An 18390-nucleotide genomic window follows, 5' to 3' on the forward strand; every position below is an offset into this window, starting at 1 on the left:
GCAATCGCATGTTGTCGCAAATAACTGACCTGCCAATCAGCTCCCGTTAAATCCGGCTTCAAACTTTCTCTTCACCATAGAGGAAGATCCGGCGGCGGAGGCGGCTAGAGAGCAGCGACTCAATCTGAGATTGCGCGCTCCATGACGAGGAAAGACGAGCGCGATGGCTCAAACACGGCAAAAATGGCTACGAACTTCGCCATTTTCAGTCATTTTTCCGCCGGATTGACCAACCATCATGCCAAGCGGAAACAGTTAGTACGAGTGCTCCAGCGTAAATTCGCCGTAGGAATTTCGATCGGAGACGAGGGAAGCCTGCAGCGAGAACGACGATGAAGACGCTTTACGATTTACTCGGAGCTCTTCCGGACGATGACGCTGACGATATCCGGGTGGCCTTCCGCAAAGCGGTCAAAGAGAGCCACCCCGACGTCAATCCCGGCGATCCGGACGCCGCGCTGCGGTTTCGACAGATCATCCGCGCCAACGACATTCTTGGCGACAAGGAGCAGCGCACGGCCTATGACCGGCTGCTCGGCGCCGCGCAGGACGAGCATCGGCAGGATTCCAAGCTCGCCGTCGTTGCCAAGGTGCACAAGGTCGCGTCCGGCGTGATGGCGCTGGCCGGCGCGTCCGCCTTGGCGCTGACGGGCTACCTCCTATTCACCCACATGTCCTCGGCATCCGTCGCGCCGCTCGAGCCGATCGTGGTTGCGACCAACAAGGTAAAGCCGAACCAGGTTCCCGCCAGGCCGATCGATAGCCTCACTGACGCGGCGACGGCCAGCGACGCGGCCGCGAATCCCGGTAGCGACCCGGCTGCCGGCACGACGGTCGGCAACGGCAATGCGTCGAGCAACAATGCCTCCGCTCCCGCCGAGCCGCTGCCGTTGCGGGTCAGCAAGGTGGACGTGGTCTATTCGGCCGAGCAGGAGCGTACGCCCTGCGCGGCGGGCGCGACCGCGCCATGCACGGCAGATGCAATGCTCGCCGGCGGCACGGCGTCGAGCGAGGCCCAGGCCCGTCACGATCGCGGCATGGCCGCGTTCCAGAAGGGCGATTTCGCGGCGGCGCTGGCCGATCTCGACGCCGCGATCCAGCTCGATCCCCGTTACCACGAGGCCTATATCGACCGCGGCATCGTGTTCTATCGCATGCGCAAGTTCGACCGCGCCTTTGCCGACGTCGCGGCCGCAAAGCGCATCGAGAAGACCAACCGCGCCGTGCTCGACGCGATGGCGAAGCGTCAGCCGCTGCGGCCGCTGAAGCTCGAGCCGCCCAAATCCGACATCAAGGCGGAAACGCCGAAGGCCGAGGCGCCGAAAGTGGCGGCGGCGGCGCCGATGCCCTCGCGAATGTCGACGGCGACGCCGATCTATCCGACCACCGATCCCAGCCGCGCGCCTTGAGCGATTGACGGATTGACGGATTGACGAAGATTTAAGGTAACTTCGAACCTTCGTCGCGCGAATCGTTCAAGCCCATCAACTGTTAGGAAAGGTGTCGCATGGTGTCCCCATGGGACACGGGCTGCTTTCCAGATTCATCCATCCGAACCCGGCGATCCGGCGCGAGCTCGTCGATCTCCTGTACACCTCTCTGCCGCAGGTCATGTCGATCAATGCGGCCGCCATCACCGGCTCGGTCACGCTTGCGGTCCTGCACGACGATCCCGGCTACATCGCGATCTCGTTCGCGATCATCGTCAACGCCATCGGTCGCGTCGTCAGCCTGCTGCGCTACAAGCAATATGCGGGGCGCCTGTCCGATCGCGACGTGATCCTCTGGGAGAAGGTCTACGCCGCGGGCGCCGCCGCCTTCGGCCTTGCACTTGGCGCTCTCACCTTCCGCGCGTTCCAGCTCAACGATGCTCCGGGCGCATGGATCGCCTTCGGCCTGTCGATGTCTTATTGCGTCGGCATGGTGTCCCGCGCGGCGATCCGCCCGTGGGTCGTGCTGACGACCACCGCCGTGCTGCTCGCCCCGACGCTGATCGCCGGATTGATGCGCCCCGAGCTGCCCTATCAGCTCGGCGCCGTTCTGCTGGTGCTGTTCTGGTTTTCGATCCGCGAGGCATCGCGTCATCTCAGCACCGCTTTCATCGAACGGCTCGAGGCCAAGCACGCACTGGCCCGCCAGGCCAACCATGATTTCCTGACCGGCCTGCCGAACCGCGCCGCCTTCCTGGCCGCGCTTGAACGCGCGGTCGGGACCATCGCGATCATTGCCATCGACCTCGACGGTTTCAAACCTGTCAACGACCGCCACGGGCACCACGCGGGCGACGAGCTGTTGCGGCAAGTCGCGACCCGGCTGTCGAGCTGTGTCGGCCCGGGCGGCCTCGCCGCGCGCTTCGGCGGTGACGAGTTCATGCTGCTGAGGCCGGTCGCGCGCGGCGCGAACGGACGCGACGAGGCGCTGGGGCTCGCGCGCGAGGCGGTCCGCTCGCTATCGATGCCGTTCCTGCTGTCCGACATACCCGTGGTGATCGGCGCCAGCGCCGGCCTGCTGGTGAACGACCGGCCGCTCACGGACGAGGCCATGGACGAGGTGCTGCGCGAAGTCGACAGCGCGCTCTACACCGCCAAGCGCGCCGGGGGCGGCTGCTGCACCTGGGCCGAAGCCGCCGACGGCGCATTGCGGCAGGCGAGCTGACGCGCGCCCTTCGATCTCAAACGACGACCATCTCGCGCAGCAGTGCGTCGATCTCGGCGGCGTCGAGCTCACCTTCGCGTCCGATCAGCACGAGCTGGGCCGTGAGGCCGTCCGCGGGCGGCACTGGCGATGGCGCCAACGTGCCGCGCGTCGCCACCGACTGAAACAGGATCGGCTGTCCCGGATGGTCGGTGAACAGCAGGATGCCCTTGATGCGCAGCGTGCGCGGCGCGAGCTTGCCGATCACCTGCTGAAAGCGGGCCAGCGACAGCGGGGCCTGGGAGGTCCAGGTCAGGGTTGCGAAAGGTTGCGACATCGTCGGCACCTGGTTGGGCAGCTCTCGCGGCGCGCGAATGTCGCGGCTGAACAGCAGGTCCGGCGCGACGATGCCATGGGCGATCTCGAAGATCGCCGATTGCGGCTTGGTGCGGCCCACGACGGCGCGGACCTCGTCGAGGGCGGCGCGGTCGAGCAGGTCGGCCTTGCTCAGCAGCACGAAATCGGCGGCGCGCAGCTGCGAGCGCCACAGCGCGTCGTGCTCGATCTCAGGATCGTCGCGCAGCCGCTGCGGATCGACCAGCGTGACCACGGTCTCGAGCGGCGCGACCTTGAAGATCACGGGATCCATCAGGTTGCGAATGATCTCGGCCGGATCGGAAATGCCCGAGGTCTCGATCGCAATCGCATCCGGGGCCGGATCGCGCTTGATGACCGACGACAGCGTGCGCAGCAGGTCGCCCTGCAGCGAGCAGCAGATGCAGCCGTTCTTCAGGCTGATCACCTCCTCCGTCACCGTGCCGAGCAGTTGGGCGTCGATGTCGACCGTGCCGAAGTCGTTGACGATGGCGGCGATGCGCCGCCCGTCCGGATTGGCGAGCAGATGATTGAGCAGGGTCGTCTTGCCGGCGCCGAGCGATCCGGCAACCAGCAGGACCGGGACGATCATGACAGGATCGGACGGCGCACCGCCTGTCCCGGCCTGACATCGCGAACAAGATCACCATTTGCGATGACGGCGCGGCCATGGACGAGCAGATGCCGCACGCCCTCGGACGGCCGGTTCATGTTGAGGAAGTCGGCGCGGTCGCGCAGGCTGGCGAGATCGAGCACCGCGATGTCGGCGTCGCAGCCGGCCTGCAGCCGTCCCTTCTTTCGCATCGCGGGCGTCGATGGTTCCAGAATCCGGGCCGGGATCAGCGTGCACTTGGCGAGGCCCTCCATCAGCGGCACCGCCTTGCGGTCCAGCACCCATTCGCGCAGGAATTTTGTAAACGTCGCCGACGAGCGCGGATGCGACACTGCGTCGTCCGGCAACGGCCAGGCGTCGCCGGTGTAGTCCGTGCCGTTGGACAGGATCCACGGCATCGCGTCCGACGCGATGGCGCCCCCTGGAAACAGCACAGAGACGTCGAGCAGGTCGCGGTGGCGCTGGTTGACGGCGACATCGAGGAAATGGATCAGCACCAATGCGCCGGGATCTTCCTGCTGCCGCGCGAGCAATTCGTCGCGGCTGCCGAGACGATGACGCTCGGCGACCATCTCGATCGCGTCATAGCCGGTGCCCATGCGCTGGCAGAACGCCGGATCGGCGAAGAAGCCGGCGCCGACCACCGTCGAGCCGGTCCCGTAGGGATAGGCTTCAGTCGTGACTTTGAGGCCCTGCGCCTGCGCGGTCTGCACCAGCTCGGCGCAGCGCTCGACATCCTGCAGGCTGGTGCTGTTGAAATGGCAGATGTGCATGTGGGCACCGGTCGAGCCGGCAAGCCCGATCAGCCGCGTATAGGCGTCGACCGAGCTGCGCGGATCGACATTCGACATGTAGGCAATGTGCGTATAGGTCGGCACGTTCTGCTTGGCAGCCAGGCTGCACAGCTCCGACAGCTCCTTCATGCCGGTGCCGGGCGCATACGCATTCGGGAAGGCGATGCCAAGGCCGCCCTGCTCCAGCCCCTGCCGGGTGCGCTCGACGATCTCCGCGGTCTCGGCCGCAGTCGCGACCTCCTCGACCCAGCGCTTGTCGCGCATCGCCTCGCCCATGCCGGCGATGCTGGATGCGGTCTGCTGCGTCGTCATCGTCGCGATGCGCGCGAACACCCAGCCAGAAGCGGCGCCATAGTTGAGAAGGCGGCCGATCGCCGCCTGCTCGTCATACCATCGTGCCACCGGCATGACGCCGATCTCGAGCTCGAGCGTCGTGGTGACGCCGTCGAACGCCTGCATGCGGTCCGCCGGGAGCGACTGGCCGTGCGCGTGCAGATCGATGAAGCCGGGCACGACGGCAAGGCCGGCCGCATCGATGACCTGATCCGCCGCTCCGGTGACGTCGCCGACGGCGGCAATCGCGCCATCCTTGATCGCGACGTCGGCGGTGACGTCGAGTTGCGTTTCGGGGTCGAGCACGCGGCCGCCGCGAATGATCAGATCGTAGTGAGGCATGAATCAGCTGGGCTCGCAAAGTGGAACTGCGCGCAGGCCTAACACAGATGCGCGGCGATGAGAACGCGGCGGGAGAGATCGATGCTCTCCGAGCCATGCGTGACGCACTTATCAGTTCGTCGAACTGGGGCGCCGCTCTTCCCCTTGCGCAAGGGATCGGTCAGGATTGCGAAAACGACCTCTCGGCATCCGCCGTTCGACAGAGGAGACCCGAATGGCTTCGCCCACACGGCGCATCGCCGACTTCACCTGCGAGAAGCAGCCGGCGACGGGCTCGCGCGGGATGGTCGTCACCAACCATCCGCTCGCCTCCAGCGCCGGCGCCGAGATGCTGATGCGCGACGGCAATGCGATCGATGCCGCGGTCGCTTCCCTGTTTGCGCTCACCGTGGTCGAGCCGATGATGGTCGGCATTCTCGGTGGCGGCCTGTCGCACATCCGCCTCGCCGACGGCCGCCACGTCGTGCTCGACGGCCTGAGCACCGCGCCGTCGCGCGCTGACCCCGGCATGTATGATCCGGTCTCCGACGAGATCGCGCTGGCGCGCGAGACCCGCGGCCGCCGCAACGTCGCAGGCGCGCTGGCGGTCGCCGTGCCCGGCGCGCTGAAGGGATGGTGCGAGGCGCTGTCGCGCTTCGGCCGGCTGCCGCTGGCCGAGGTGATGGCTCCGGCGATCCGGCTCGCCGAGCATGGTTTCATCGCCAGCCCCTATCTCAACGACTGCGTGCGGCTGGTCGCGGACGACCTCGCGGGCGATCCGCATCTCGCCGCGCTGTTCCTGCCCGGCGGCGCGCCGGTCAGGCCCGGCACGCGCGTGATCCAGAGCGACTACGCCGCCTCGCTGCGGCTGATCGCCAAGGAAGGACCTGCAGCACTCTACGGCGGAGCGCTCGGCGCCGCGCTGGCCAGCTACATGGCGGAGAACGGCGGCCTTATCGACGCCGCGGATCTCACCGCCTACCGCGTGACCGAGCGCGCGCCGATCCGCGGCCTCTATCGCGGCCATGAGATCATCGGCCCGCCGCCGCCCTCCTCCAGCGGCGTGCACATCGTGCAGATGCTGAACATCCTCGAAGGCTTCGATGTCGGCGGGCTCGGCTTCGGTTCGGCCGATGGCGTGCATCTGCTCGCCGAAGCGCTGAAGATCGCCTTCGCCGACCGCGCGGTCGCCACTGCCGATCCCGCTTTCGTCGACGTGCCGGTCGAGCGGCTGACGTCGAAGGCCTATGCCGCGGAGCGGCGGGCGCAGATCGACATGAGCCGGGCTCGGAGTTTCGCCCCGGGCCTTGCGCCAACGGAGTCCGCCAACACCACCCATGTCACGGTCGCCGATGCCGAGGGCAACGTCGTCGCGGCGACCCAGACCATCAACGGCCTGTTCGGCGCCTGCGTGCAGATCCCGGGCACCGGCATGACCGCCAACAACTACATGTACAATTTCGATCCGCATCCGGGCCGTGCGCTGTCGATCCAGCCGGGCAAGCGCGTCTTCACCTCGATGGCGCCGATGATGGCGCTGCGCGACGGCCGCTTGCGCTATGCGCTCGGCCTGCCCGGCGGCTTGCGCATCTTTCCCTCGGCCTTCCAGGCGCTGGTCAACCTGATCGACCATGGCATGTCGCTGCAGGAGGCGGTGGAGGCGCCGCGGCTGTGGACCCAGGGCGGCGTGCTCGAGCTCGAGCCGGCGTTTCCCGAAGCCGTCGCGGCGGAGCTTGCCGCACGCGGCCACGAGATCAAGCGCGAGCCGGTCGTGGCCGGCGGCATGAATGCGATTGCGTTCGGCGACGACGGCACGCTGACGGGAGCCGCGTGCTGGCGCGCCGACGGCACGCCGATCGCGATCTCCGGCGGGCGCGCCCGCGCCGGGCTTCGCTTCGCCATCGCGTGAGCTCTACAGGCGCTCTCGCATCATCCGCGCGATCGCCTCGCCGATCACGACGGTGGTGAAATGCGTGTTGGCGCGGCAATCGGACGGCATGATCGAGGCGTCGGCGACCCGCAGCCCGGCGATGCCCTTCACGGTACCATCCGGATTGACCACGCCATCGTCATCGTTGACGCCGCTCATGCGGCAGCTCCCCGCCGCATGCTGGATGTCGCCGGTGACCTGCCGCAGCAGCGCATCGAGCTCGACATCAGGCAGCGCAGCCGCCTGCGGCAGCGTGAGCTCCGTATCGCCGAGGCGAATCCAGTCGGCGATGTCGCGCAGCGCCGGCTGCACCGTGATCAGCGCCAGCCGCTTCACCGCGTCGCGCATCCGCGCGATGTCGCGCGGATCAGCCAGCATGTTCTCCTCGACGATCGGATCGTCGCTCGGATCGGCCGAGGCGAGCTTGAGCGTGCCGCGCGAGAAGGCGTTGAACAGTCCGGCGCCGATCGCGCCGGGCACGCCGATGCCGCGATGGTTGAACGCGATCAGGATCATGTCGCGCTTGCCGCCGCCGGCAAGGCCCGATGAGTAAGTGACGCAGCAATTGGTATGGCGCGTATCGCGATCGGTCGGACGCAGCGCCTCACGCAACTGAATGGTGGTGCGGAACAGCGGGTGATCGAAGAAGTACCGGCCGACGGGAAGATCGCGCACGACTGCAAGCCCCATGGCCTGCAGATCCGCCGCGGGGCCGATCCCGGAGCGCAGCAGGATCGCGGGGCTATGGATGGCGCCGGCGCACAGCACGACCTCGCGCGCCGCGATCTCCTTGACGCCTTCGCCCTCGACATGGACGCGCACGCCGGTGACCCTGTCGTCGCTGATCAGCAGCCGCTCGACCAGGGCCCGGCCGCGGATCTCCAGGTTCGAACGGCCGCGCGCCGGCTCCAGATAGGCCTCGTTGGTGGAGATACGACGGCCGTTGCGGCTGTTGATCGGATAGCAGGCGACGCCTTCGCCGTCGGGCCCGTTGAGATCGTCGCACCAGGGATAGCCGCTCGCCAGCGCAGCATCGCGCAAGCCGCGGTCGATCGGGCCCCACTTGTCAGGCGGTGCGCGGTAGACCGGAAGCGGGCCGCCGCGACCGTGCCCCTCGCGATCGCCAAGCGCGAGATCGTCCTCGATCACCGAGAACAGCGGCATGACCTCCTTGGCTGACCATCCCGTACAGCCATTGGCCGCCCATTCGTCGAACGCATCGGCCACACCGCGGATCGCGATCTGGCCGTTCATCATCGAGCTGCCGCCCAGCCCTTTGCCACGCCAGTAGAAGCGCATGTCCTGCCCGGCGACGCGGCGGGACATCAGCTGCGGCCACTGCCATTTCTCCTGGAAGGCGCGATCATGGATGATCGGAATCGGATTGGGCGTCACGATCTCCCACGGCGCGTCGTCCGCGCGCCAGTCGGCGCCGGCTTCCAGCAGCAGGACCCGCGTCTGGGAGTCTTCCGACAGGCGCGCAGCGACGGCCGCTCCCGCCGAGCCGCCGCCGACGACAATGACGTCATACATGGACTGAATTCTCGCTGTTCTCAGGCATCGCAACCATGACCACCAGCTTGCGCTGCCGGGAGCGATCCGTGAAGCCCTCGAAAGCTCAAGCCACCAGCATGCCGACGCAGAGCTGCGGCACGTCCTCGGGAACGAGACAGGAAGCGACGGCGATCACCTCGCGCGCCGATTTCCAGGCGCCGCCGCCGCCGGCCGGGCCATTGGTGTAGAGCGTCTCGACCTCGTTGCCGATGCGGACCGCCTCCGCCATCGTCTCGGTCCGCCCGGCGACGCGAACGCGCACCTCGTAGGGCTCGGCGACTTGTCCGCGATCGTCGCCATGCAGCGCATTCATCCCGATCAGGTCGCAGCGCAGCTCGCTCGTCGCCACGCCGATGAGTGCGAGGCGCTCACGGACGATATCGAGCGCGAGGCGGCCACGCGCGACTGCGCCAGGGCCGGCATAGGAGATCTGCCCCTCGCCGACATAGCTATCGAGATAGCCCACCGAGGTCTTCAACAGTCCCGTCTTCGGCCGGCCGCGGCCGCCGACCACCCTGACCCGGTCCGGACCAAGCTCCTCGACGGTCACCTGCGAGAAATCCGCCACGACGTCGGGTTGGAAATATTGCTCGGGATCGTGGATCTCGTACAGCAGTTGCTCCTTCACGGTCGCCGGCGTGACGCAGCCGCCGGAGCCCGCGACCTTGGTCACGATCAGTTCGCCATCCTCGCGCACCTCGCCGATCGGAAAGCCGAGCCGGGCGAGATCGGGAACATCCTTCACTCCGGGGTCCGCGAAATAACCGCCGGTGATCTGCCCGGCGCATTCGAGCAGATGACCGACGACGGTGCCCTGCCCGAGCCGGTCCCAATCATCCAGGGCCCAGCCGAACTCGTGGATCAGAGGTCCGAGAAACAGCGCCGGGTCGGCGGCGCGCCCGGTGATCACGACATCCGCGCCGGCCGCGAGCGCCTCCGCGATCGCGCCCGCCCCGACATAGGCGTTGGCCGAGACGACCCGATTGCCGAGGGCCCGGATCGTGTCGCCGGTGTCGAGCACGACATCCGCTGTCTTCAACGGCTCAAGAACATCGTCGCCGGTCACGGCCGCGATCTTCAGCCCCGCCAGTCCAAGCCGGCGCGCCATGGTGCGGGTGGCTTCGGCCGCGGCGACCGGATTGGCCGCACCCATGTTGGTGACGATACGGACGTTGTTGGCGCGGCAGATCGGCAGCACGGCCTGCATGCGCGCCGCCAGCAGCGGATCATAGCCGGCGGCCGGATCCTTCATGCGCGCCTGCTGCGCCAGCGCGATCGTGCGCTCCGCCAGGCACTCGAACACGAGATAGTCGAGGCCGCCCTTCGCCGCGAGCTCCACCGCAGGCTCGATCCGGTCGCCGGAATAGCCCGCTCCGGCGCCGATCCTGATGCTCCGCATCGGCCGCTCCTCCTGACATCATGCCGTTCGTCGGCTTCTGCCGATCACACTAGCGGCCGCGGTCCGACCTTGCCAGCGTCCGCATGGAACGGTCAGGCATGCTGCTAGTCCGCGAGCGCCAGCGTCGGCGCCTCGCTGCTTGCCGTGCATGTGACGGCAACGGCGATGTGCTCGTCAGCCCAGCACCATCGCTGGCCGCCGGCGCGCTTGGCCGCATAGAGCGCGCGATCGGCCTGGTCGAGCAGAGACTCCGTGTCGGCCTGCCGATCATCGGTAACCAGAATGCCGGCGCTGGCACTGATCTGAACGCGCATTCCGGTCAAGACAAACGGTTGCGACAGTGCCGTCACCGCGGCTTGCGCCAGCACGAGCGCGGCGTCGCGTCCCACCGCAGGCAGCAGCAGCATGAATTCGTCACCGCCGAACCGCGCCGCAAGGCCGGCGTCCCCGAGACAGTCCTGCAGGCGTGCGCCGACCTGACGCAGCAGCTCGTCACCGGCCTGATGGCCGAACTGGTCGTTGACGAGCTTGAAACCGTCGAGATCGACCGCGATGATGGCGACGGGGCGATCGCAACGGCCGAGTGCGGCGATGAACGCGGCGCGGTTCGGCAGGCCGGTGAGGAAATCGCACAGCGCCTGCCGCGCCAAGGCCTGCTGCGCCGTGATCCGCTCGGTGAAGGCAGCCGTGAGTCGATAGGACGTTCCGCGCAGTGTGATCCAGAACAGCACCACCATGCCGGCGCCCATCCGGTACACTGGCTCGGGCTGCATCAGGCAGGCCACCACGGTCGGAATCAGCAGCACCGCCGAGGAGGTCATGACGATCCATGGGCTGACACGCGACACGATGCCGACGCAGAAGGCCATCGACAGGCCGAAGCACATCCAAATGCCGGGCCCGTCGCCGATCTGAAACGCGCGTGCCGACAACGCACCGACGGCCAGACCGAAGGCGGCAGCGCCGAGGCCGTAGAGGCGTTCCCAGCGAATGATGCCATCGTGATCGAGCCGATCGAAGCGCGCCGCGAACATCCGCAGCTTGATCACACGAAGGGCACCGATCACCAGCAGCACCACCGTGATCGCGGCGTAGCCCGGATCGCGCGCAACCCAGGCCATCACGCTGCCGATCACGACGGCGGCGGCCGAGATCGTCCCGACCAACGGCATCGAGCTGTACAGCAGATGCGCGAGATCGCGACGAATGTCCGGGTCCAATCGATGCATCGCAATTCCAGTTCGCCAGGCGCGCGCACTCTCGTACCCACGCCTTAACGAAATCTCGCTGCACCCGCGAAGGGCTGCCATGCGCGGCGGATGCTTAAGAGAACCTCACCACGACGACGACAATGCGAATGATGGCAGGCGCACGGCGCGCAAGACCGATGCTGGCGCCGGATCAGCTCGCCCAATTGTCTCGGAATTCGCCGAACAGCGTAATGCCGCCGCACGCATAGATCGTCTGCCCGGTGATGTAGCTCGCCTCGGCCGAGGCGAGAAAGGCGAACACGCCGGCGATCTCTTCCGGGCTCGCCACCCGCCCCATCGGAATATGAGACTCGACCGCGGCGCGCTTCACCGGGTCCCCGGTCCAGGCCGCGTTGATCGGCGTGTCGACCGCACCGGGCCCGACCGAATTGACGCGGATGCCGCGCCCGGCGAATTCGAGCGCCAAGGTCCGCGTGAGGCCCGCCATCGCGCTCTTGCTGATCGAATAAGCGAGATAGCCCGGCTTCGGAATGATCTGGTGCACGCTCGAGGTGTTGATGATGTTGCCGCCGCCGCGCGCGACGAAATGCGCCAGCGCGTGACGCGCGCAGAGCACGGCGCCGTTGAGATTGACCTCGAGAATCTTGCGATACGTGTCGACGTCGAGCGCCTCGCTGGGCGATTCCCGCTGGAAGCCGGCATTGTTGACCAGGCAGTCGAGCCTGGGCCAGCGCTTGAGCACCGTCTCGAACATCTCGGCGATCTCGGCCTCGACGCCGATGTCGGCCTTCACGGCGAAATGATCACGTGCGCCGTGACCGTGCGCGGCGGAGACCGCCTGCACCAGCGCCAGGGTTTCGTCGCCGGACGGCGACGGACCGCCGAAATTGATCGCAACATGCGCGCCCTCCTCGGCGAACCGCACCGCGATCGCGCGGCCGATGCCTTGCGTTGCGCCCGTCACCAGCGCGTAGTGTCCGACGAGACGCGACGCCCGTTCGGCTGGTTGATCAGATGGCTCCATGTCTCGACTCCTTGAAAATGATCTCGCCTCGGCACGCTGCGATGACTCGCGTTCGGATGACAAGGCTATCAGGAGTCTGGTATCGCTCCACTCCGTATCCGTCATTGCGCACGCAGGCGTGAGGCGTCATGTATCTCGGCATCGATCTTGGAACATCCGCGGTCAAGACGATCATCGTCGATGACGCGCAGCGCGTCGTTGCGAGTCGCAGCCACGCCCTGGCGATGGACGTGCCGCGACCGGGCTGGGCCGAGCAGGACCCCGCCGCGTGGATCGCCGCGGTGTTCATCACGCTCGATGCGCTCAAGGTCGATCATCCCGGCGCGGTGGCGGCGGTGGAAGCCATCGGCCTGTCGGGCCAGATGCATGGCCCGGTACTGCTCGATACCGCCATGAATCCGTTGCGGCCGTGCATTCTCTGGAACGATGGCCGGTCGGAGCGCGAATGTGTCGCGCTGGAGCAGCGCTGGCCCGCTTTGCGCAAGATCACCGGCAACAAGGCGATGCCCGGCTTCGCCGCGCCGAAGCTCATGTGGATCGAGGCGCACGAGCCGGAGATTTTCGCGGCCACGCGGCTGGTTCTGCAGCCGAAGGCCTATGTCCGGCTGGTGCTGTCGGGCGAGGCGATCGAGGACATGTCCGATGCGTCCGGCTCGCTCTGGCTCGATGTCACCAGGCGCGACTGGTCGGACGAGGGCCTTGCCGCCACGCGCCTCACGCGTGCGCAGATGCCGCGCCTCGTCGAAGGCTGCGCACCGGCAGGTCGGTTGCGCAGCGACCTCGCGGAACGCTGGGGCATGACGAAGCGCCCAACCATCGCGGGCGGCGCCGGCGACAACCCGGCCGGCGCCGTCGGCATCGGTGCTGTCAGGCCGGGCGCCACGTTCATCACGCTCGGCACGTCCGGCGCCGTGATCACGCCGGTCGACACCGTCACGGCCAATCCCGAGCGGGTCGTTCACACCTTCTGTCATGCGATCCCAGCGATGTGGCTGCAGGCCGGCGCGATGCTGTCGGCGGCCTCATGCCTCGCCTGGGTCGCGCGGCTGCTCGGCGCGAGCGAGACCGAGCTGCTTGCGCCGCTGGGCACCCGGCCCGCCATGCCATCGCCGGTCAGCTTCCTGCCCTATCTTGCGGGCGAGCGGACGCCGCATGACGATCCCCATGTCCGCGGCCTGCTCGACGGCCTGAGCCATGCCACCGACCGCAACGCCATCGTTCAGGCGGTGCTCGAGGGCGTTGCCTTCGCCCTGGCCGACTGCCGCGACGCGTTGACGGAAACCGGCCTTGTGATTGCCGAGGCGGATGCGATCGGCGGCGGATCGCGCTCCGACCTTTGGCTCGCGATCCTGGCGAATGTCCTCGACATTCCCGTTCATCGGCTGGCCGAGGGCGAGACCGGCGCCGCCTTCGGCGCGGCGCGGCTGGCACGTCTTGCCGTCACCGGCGAGGACATCGGCGCGGTCTGCACGCCGCCGGCGCGCGTGCGGACCTTCGCTCCGGACGTCGCGCTGTCGGCAGCCTATGCCGAGCGGCGGCCGCGCTGGCGACAGCTCTATCGTCGGCCGAGCTGAACGCATCTCCGAGCTGCCGTCGCCGCGACGTGTTGCAGCGGCGTCTCTTTCATATTGTATTCGGCAACAGCCTCTAGTTTAATGGCTTCCCGCGCCAGCGATCAACGAGCCGCGGACGACAAGACGACGTGCATTGGGAGGCACGATGAGCGGTCCGATCCTCGAGATGCGCGGGGTGTCGAAGTCATTCTTCACCATCAAGGCCCTGCACAAGGTCGACCTCACCGTCTACGCTGGCGAAGTCCATGCGCTGATGGGCGAAAACGGTGCCGGCAAATCCACGCTGATGAAGATTCTCTCCGGCGCCTATCGCCCGGATCCCGGCGGTGAGATCCGCATTGAGGGCCGGCCGGTGCACATCGAAGGGCCGATGGGCGGCCGCAACGCCGGCATTTCGATCATCTACCAAGAGTTGTCGCTGGCGCCGAACCTGACGGTCGCCGAAAACATCTATCTCGGACGCGAGCTGTCGCAGAGCGGCCTGCTCGCGCGCAGCACCATGCGCGAGGGCGCTGGACCGATCCTGGACCGGCTCGGCGCCGATTTCACAGCCTCCACCTTGGTGGCCGAGTTGTCGATGGGCCAGCGCCAGCTGGTCGAGATCGCCCGCGCGCTGCATGCACGATCCAAGATCCTGATCATGGACGAGCCGACCACCTCGCTGTCGGCCGGCGAAAGCGAGAAGCTGTTCGCGCTGATCCGCCAGCTCCGCGCCGAAGGGCTCGCCATCATCTACATCTCGCATCGCATGGACGAGGTCTATGCGCTCGGCGACCGCGTCACCGTGCTGCGCGATGGCCGGCTGGTCGGGTCGCTGGACAAGCCGGAGATCCGCGCCGACAGCATCGTCCGCATGATGGTCGGCCGCGACGTGTCATCATTCTACAAGAAAGACCACGACCCGCACGCCAAGCGTGATCGCGCGGTGCTCAGCGCCGTCGATCTCGGCGACGGCCGTCGCGTCAAGAACTGCTCGCTGACCGTTCACGCCGGCGAGGTCGTCGGCCTCGCCGGGCTGATCGGCGCCGGGCGCACCGAGCTCGCGCATCTCATCATCGGGTCTGCGCCGAAGACGACGGGACACATCGAGCTCGACGGAGAGAAAGTCAGCATCGCCACGCCGCGCGATGCGCTCGATACCGGCATCGCCTATCTGACCGAAGACAGGAAGGCGCTCGGGCTGTTCCTCGACATGTCCTGCGCCGACAACATCAACCTTGCCGTGATCGGGCGTGACGCGAAGCTCGGCGGCCTTCTCGACCGCGACAAGGCGCGCGCACGCGCCGACGAGGCGTTCAGCGCGCTGGGCATTCGCGCCCCCAATCCGGGCGTCACCGTCGGCGGCCTGTCGGGCGGCAATCAGCAGAAGGTGCTGCTGTCACGCCTGCTCGCGACCGCGCCGAAGGTCCTGATCCTCGACGAGCCGACCCGCGGCGTCGATGTCGGCGCCAAGTCCGAGATCTACTCGATCATCGACAATCTCGCCAAGTCCGGCACCGCAATCCTGGTGATCTCGTCCGACCTGCCCGAGATTCTCGGCATCTGCGACCGCGTGCTGGTGATGCGCGAGGGACATCTGGTCGGCGACCTGCAGCAGAGCACGACATCACCCATCACCCAGGAAGACATCATGGCGCTGGCCACCGGGACGGAGCACGTCGATGCCTGACAACAGCCAAGCTCAAGCCAAGCCCGCGCCAGCGCAGATCAAGGCCGCGCCGGCACCGAGCCTCGCGGCATCGGACAACAAGCAGCAGCGGCTGCGGCTGATGATCCGCGCCGCCGGCATGCTGCCGGTGCTGCTCATCCTCTGCGTCGGCTTCCATATGCTGTCCGAAGGACGATTCTTCACCGGACAGAATCTCGGAATCGTGCTGCAGCAGGCCGCGGTGAATACCGTGCTCGCCGCCGGCATGACCTTCGTCATCCTGACCGGCGGCATCGATTTGTCGGTCGGCTCGATCCTCGCCGCGGCTGCAATGGCCGGCCTGACACTGTCGAAGATGCCCGATCTCGGCGCACTGTGGCTGCCGGCCGCGGTGCTGACGGGCCTCGCCTTCGGCGTCATCAATGGCGCGCTGATCGCGCTGTTGCGGCTGCCGCCCTTCATCGTGACACTCGGCTCGCTCACGGCGGTGCGCGGTCTCGCCCGCCTGATGGGTGGCGACACCACCGTGTTCAACCCATCGATTCCCTACGCCTTCATCGGAAACGCCTCGCTGACGATCATCCCCGGCGTCGTATCGATCCCCTGGCTGTCGGTGATCGCGCTGCTGGTGATCCTGGGCTCCTGGCTGATCCTGCGCCGGACCGTGCTCGGCGTGCACATCTATGCCGTCGGCGGCAATGAAAGCGCGGCGCGGCTCGCCGGCATCAAGGTCTGGGCCGTGCTGATCTTCGTCTACGGCATGTCCGGCCTGCTCGCCGGCCTCGGCGGCGGCATGCAGGCGGCGCGGCTCTATGCGGCGAACGGCCTGCAACTCGGCCAGTCCTATGAGCTCGACGCCATCACCGCGGTCATCCTCGGCGGCACGTCCTTCGTCGGCGGCATCGGTTCGATCTGGGGCACCTTGGTCGGCGCCCTCATCATCGCCGTGTTGTCGAACGGGCTCATCCTGGTCGGCGTGTCCGACATCTGGCAATACGTCATCAAGGGCCTTGTGATCATCGGCGCCGTCGCGCTCGACCGCTACCGGCTGCAGGGCTCGGCCCGCACCTGAGACAACATGGCAGGCATCACCAGAGCCCGCCGCAACGGATTCTTCCACGGCCACTGGTCCGCCGTGCGTAGACGAACAGGAAGGACCAGGGAGGAAACACATGGTCAAGTCGATGTTATCAGCCGGTGCCGCGCTGGCGCTCGTGATGAGCTCCGCGCCGTCATCGGCCAAGGAGCTGAAATCGGTCGGCGTGTCGCTGGGCTCGCTCGGCAACCCGTTCTTCGTCGCGTTGTCGAAGGGCGCCGAGTTCGAGGCCAAGAAGACCAATCCCAACGTCAAGATCACCGCGGTCGGCTTCGAATATGATCTCGGCAAGCAGGTCACCCAGATCGACAATTTCATCGCCGCCGGCGTCGACATGATCCTGCTCAACCCGGGAGATCCCAAGGCGATCGGCCCCGCCATCAAGAAGGCGCAGGCGGCCGGCATCCTCGTCGTCGCGGTCGACACGGCGGCCGAGGGCGCCGACGCCACCGTAACGACCAACAACGTGCAGGCCGGCGAGATCTCGTGCCAGTACATCGTCGACAAGCTCGGCGGCAAAGGCGACGTCATCATCGAGAACGGGCCGCAGGTGTCGGCGGTGATCGACCGCGTCAACGGCTGCAAGAGCGTGTTCGCCAAGGCTCCCGGCATCAAGGTTCTCTCCAGCGACCAGGACGGCAAGGGCTCGCGCGAGGGCGGCCTCACGGTGACGCAGGGCTATCTCACCCGCTTCCCGAAGATCGACGCCATCTTCGCCATCAACGATCCCCAGGCGATCGGCACTGATCTCGCCGCGCGTCAGCAGCAGCGCACCGGCATCATCATCACCGCGGTCGACGGCGCCCCGGACATCGAAGCCGCGCTGAAGGATCCGGCCTCGCAGCAGATCCAGGCCTCGGCCTCGCAGGACCCGTTCTTCATGGCGCGCCGGGCCGTGCAGATCGGCGTCAACATCCTCAACGGCCAGAAGCCGGCCTCGACCGTCGAACTGCTGCCGTCCAAGCTGATCACGCGCGACAATGTCGGCGAGTACAAGGGCTGGACCTCCGAGCGCAAGGAGTAGAATTCGGCCGCTTCGCTTCTACCAAGCCCCCCGGCAACGCCGCCCTCACGGGCGGCGTTCTTCTTGGAACGAACCGCTGGACGCGCTCTATCAGGTTCTGAACGGCGCAGGCCGTCGTCAAACTCGGCGACGACATCAAGGCCGGAACGACGAACCTGCCCTTGAAAGTCCGCTCAAGGTCGCCAATGCGGTGAATGCTCGACGAGCCCGGCGCGGAGCGCCTGTTCGGCAAGGGCGACCTGCTGTGCGACCTCGGCCGCGGCCTGGTCCGCGCGCCCAGGGCCTGTTTATTCCCCAAGCGGAATTCCTCGCCGCGCTCGGCCGCAAATAGGTCCGCGCCATCCACCGGTGTGTCGCGTTTGCGACAACGCCCCGCTGTTTGTTGCTGCTTTTCGCTGGTCCGGAATTTGCGTGAGCCTGCCTGACGGCACCAATCAGCAGGCGATCCGATGGCTTTCACCGCAGTCTGTCCGACAAGCGCCATGACCGAAGGCGGCATGGGCCTGTACCAGGTCGGCAAGAAGAGCGTGCTGCTGCTCTGGCCTCACGGCGGCGAGCTGAAGGCCTATCGCGGCCGCTGCCCGCATGCCGACGTGCCGCTGACCGAGGCGACGTTCGACGGCAAGACCATCACCTGCCCGCACCATCAATGGGGCTTCGACGGCGTGAACGGCAAGTGCGTCACGCATCTCGTCCGCAACGCGCTGCACGGCTATCCGCTGCAGGTCGAAGGCGGCGAGATTCAGGTCGACGTCGGTCCGGTCAAGCAGGCCCGGTCGCCGGCTTGATCGGCCCATCGAAGATGGGAACAAACGCCGGGCACTCCCCTGTCCGCGTTGCGGAGGGAGGCCGTATCGACG

Annotated in this window: 14 protein-coding genes; 8 read left to right on the top strand and 6 right to left on the bottom strand. The window is 67.2% G+C overall.

What is annotated here, in order from left to right; all coding sequences use genetic code 11:
* Positions 1-332 precede the first annotated feature (332 nt).
* Together QX051_RS05480 and QX051_RS05485 are read left to right on the top strand one after the other, a co-directional pair.
* Complete coding sequence (locus tag QX051_RS05480; protein WP_315775386.1) at positions 333-1409, top strand: J domain-containing protein; 1077 nt, start codon at positions 333-335, stop codon at positions 1407-1409.
* A gap of 109 nt (positions 1410-1518) precedes the next feature.
* On the top strand, positions 1519-2655 hold the full coding sequence (locus QX051_RS05485; protein WP_315775387.1) for a GGDEF domain-containing protein: 1137 nt from the start codon (positions 1519-1521) through the stop codon (positions 2653-2655).
* Between the two features lie 16 nt (positions 2656-2671).
* Here the strand turns inward: QX051_RS05485 and QX051_RS05490 are convergent, their stop codons facing one another.
* Entirely contained in the window at positions 2672-3601 is a 930-nt protein-coding gene (locus QX051_RS05490) for a GTP-binding protein (protein ID WP_315775388.1), read from the bottom strand.
* Positions 3598-5091 (bottom strand): amidohydrolase family protein, encoded by a 1494-nt coding sequence (locus tag QX051_RS05495; RefSeq protein ID WP_315775389.1) that lies wholly within the window; start codon positions 5089-5091, stop codon positions 3598-3600. Before QX051_RS05495 ends, QX051_RS05490 begins: the two co-directional genes overlap by 4 nt.
* Before the next feature lie 214 nt (positions 5092-5305).
* Between QX051_RS05495 and ggt the strand changes: the two genes are divergently transcribed.
* Positions 5306-6979, top strand: a complete 1674-nt coding sequence (gene ggt / locus QX051_RS05500; protein WP_315775390.1) for a gamma-glutamyltransferase — start codon at positions 5306-5308, stop codon at positions 6977-6979.
* Between the two features lie 3 nt (positions 6980-6982).
* Here ggt and QX051_RS05505 read toward each other — a convergent pair whose 3' ends face one another.
* From QX051_RS05505 to QX051_RS05520, 4 genes are all read right to left on the bottom strand, one after another.
* Positions 6983-8533 (bottom strand): GMC family oxidoreductase, encoded by a 1551-nt coding sequence (locus QX051_RS05505; protein WP_315775391.1) that lies wholly within the window; start codon positions 8531-8533, stop codon positions 6983-6985.
* 85 nt (positions 8534-8618) lie between these two features.
* The gene (locus QX051_RS05510) at positions 8619-9953 is read right to left on the bottom strand and encodes an acyclic terpene utilization AtuA family protein (protein ID WP_315775392.1); all 1335 of its coding nucleotides are present in this window, start codon (positions 9951-9953) and stop codon (positions 8619-8621) included.
* Positions 9954-10057: 104 nt separating this feature from the next.
* Positions 10058-11182, bottom strand: coding sequence for a GGDEF domain-containing protein (locus QX051_RS05515; protein WP_315775393.1), 1125 nt, complete (start codon positions 11180-11182; stop codon positions 10058-10060).
* A 172-nt stretch (positions 11183-11354) separates the two neighbouring features.
* Entirely contained in the window at positions 11355-12188 is an 834-nt protein-coding gene (locus QX051_RS05520; protein ID WP_315734340.1) for an SDR family oxidoreductase, read from the bottom strand.
* Positions 12189-12316: 128 nt separating this feature from the next.
* Between QX051_RS05520 and xylB the strand changes: the two genes are divergently transcribed.
* The 5 genes from xylB (at position 12317) to QX051_RS05545 (ending at position 18318) form a co-directional block, all read left to right on the top strand.
* Complete coding sequence (gene xylB, locus QX051_RS05525) at positions 12317-13762, top strand: xylulokinase (RefSeq protein WP_315775394.1); 1446 nt, start codon at positions 12317-12319, stop codon at positions 13760-13762.
* Positions 13763-13907: 145 nt separating this feature from the next.
* On the top strand, positions 13908-15431 hold the full coding sequence (locus QX051_RS05530) for a sugar ABC transporter ATP-binding protein (protein WP_315775395.1): 1524 nt from the start codon (positions 13908-13910) through the stop codon (positions 15429-15431).
* Positions 15424-16482 (top strand): ABC transporter permease subunit, encoded by a 1059-nt coding sequence (locus QX051_RS05535; protein ID WP_315775396.1) that lies wholly within the window; start codon positions 15424-15426, stop codon positions 16480-16482. Before QX051_RS05530 ends, QX051_RS05535 begins: the two co-directional genes overlap by 8 nt.
* A 100-nt stretch (positions 16483-16582) precedes the next feature.
* Complete coding sequence (locus QX051_RS05540) at positions 16583-17530, top strand: ABC transporter substrate-binding protein (RefSeq protein WP_315771756.1); 948 nt, start codon at positions 16583-16585, stop codon at positions 17528-17530.
* A gap of 449 nt (positions 17531-17979) precedes the next feature.
* Positions 17980-18318 (top strand): Rieske 2Fe-2S domain-containing protein, encoded by a 339-nt coding sequence (locus QX051_RS05545; protein ID WP_315734353.1) that lies wholly within the window; start codon positions 17980-17982, stop codon positions 18316-18318.
* The last annotated feature ends 72 nt before the right edge of the window (positions 18319-18390 follow it).

This window comes from Bradyrhizobium sp. SZCCHNR1053 (genome assembly GCF_032381235.1).
Lineage (GTDB): Bacteria > Pseudomonadota > Alphaproteobacteria > Rhizobiales > Xanthobacteraceae > Bradyrhizobium.

Bases quoted from the DNA above. Each gene is read 5' to 3' on its own strand.
- QX051_RS05480 (WP_315775386.1), top strand. From the start codon at position 333: ATGAAGACGCTTTACGATTTACTCGGAGCTCTTCCGGACGATGACGCT.
- QX051_RS05485 (WP_315775387.1), top strand. From the start codon at position 1,519: ATGGGACACGGGCTGCTTTCCAGATTCATCCATCCGAACCCGGCGATC.
- QX051_RS05490 (WP_315775388.1), bottom strand. From the start codon at position 3,601: ATGATCGTCCCGGTCCTGCTGGTTGCCGGATCGCTCGGCGCCGGCAAG.
- QX051_RS05495 (WP_315775389.1), bottom strand. From the start codon at position 5,091: ATGCCTCACTACGATCTGATCATTCGCGGCGGCCGCGTGCTCGACCCC.
- ggt (WP_315775390.1), top strand. From the start codon at position 5,306: ATGGCTTCGCCCACACGGCGCATCGCCGACTTCACCTGCGAGAAGCAG.
- QX051_RS05505 (WP_315775391.1), bottom strand. From the start codon at position 8,533: ATGTATGACGTCATTGTCGTCGGCGGCGGCTCGGCGGGAGCGGCCGTC.
- QX051_RS05510 (WP_315775392.1), bottom strand. From the start codon at position 9,953: ATGCGGAGCATCAGGATCGGCGCCGGAGCGGGCTATTCCGGCGACCGG.
- QX051_RS05515 (WP_315775393.1), bottom strand. From the start codon at position 11,182: ATGCATCGATTGGACCCGGACATTCGTCGCGATCTCGCGCATCTGCTG.
- QX051_RS05520 (WP_315734340.1), bottom strand. From the start codon at position 12,188: ATGGAGCCATCTGATCAACCAGCCGAACGGGCGTCGCGTCTCGTCGGA.
- xylB (WP_315775394.1), top strand. From the start codon at position 12,317: ATGTATCTCGGCATCGATCTTGGAACATCCGCGGTCAAGACGATCATC.
- QX051_RS05530 (WP_315775395.1), top strand. From the start codon at position 13,908: ATGAGCGGTCCGATCCTCGAGATGCGCGGGGTGTCGAAGTCATTCTTC.
- QX051_RS05535 (WP_315775396.1), top strand. From the start codon at position 15,424: ATGCCTGACAACAGCCAAGCTCAAGCCAAGCCCGCGCCAGCGCAGATC.
- QX051_RS05540 (WP_315771756.1), top strand. From the start codon at position 16,583: ATGGTCAAGTCGATGTTATCAGCCGGTGCCGCGCTGGCGCTCGTGATG.
- QX051_RS05545 (WP_315734353.1), top strand. From the start codon at position 17,980: ATGGCTTTCACCGCAGTCTGTCCGACAAGCGCCATGACCGAAGGCGGC.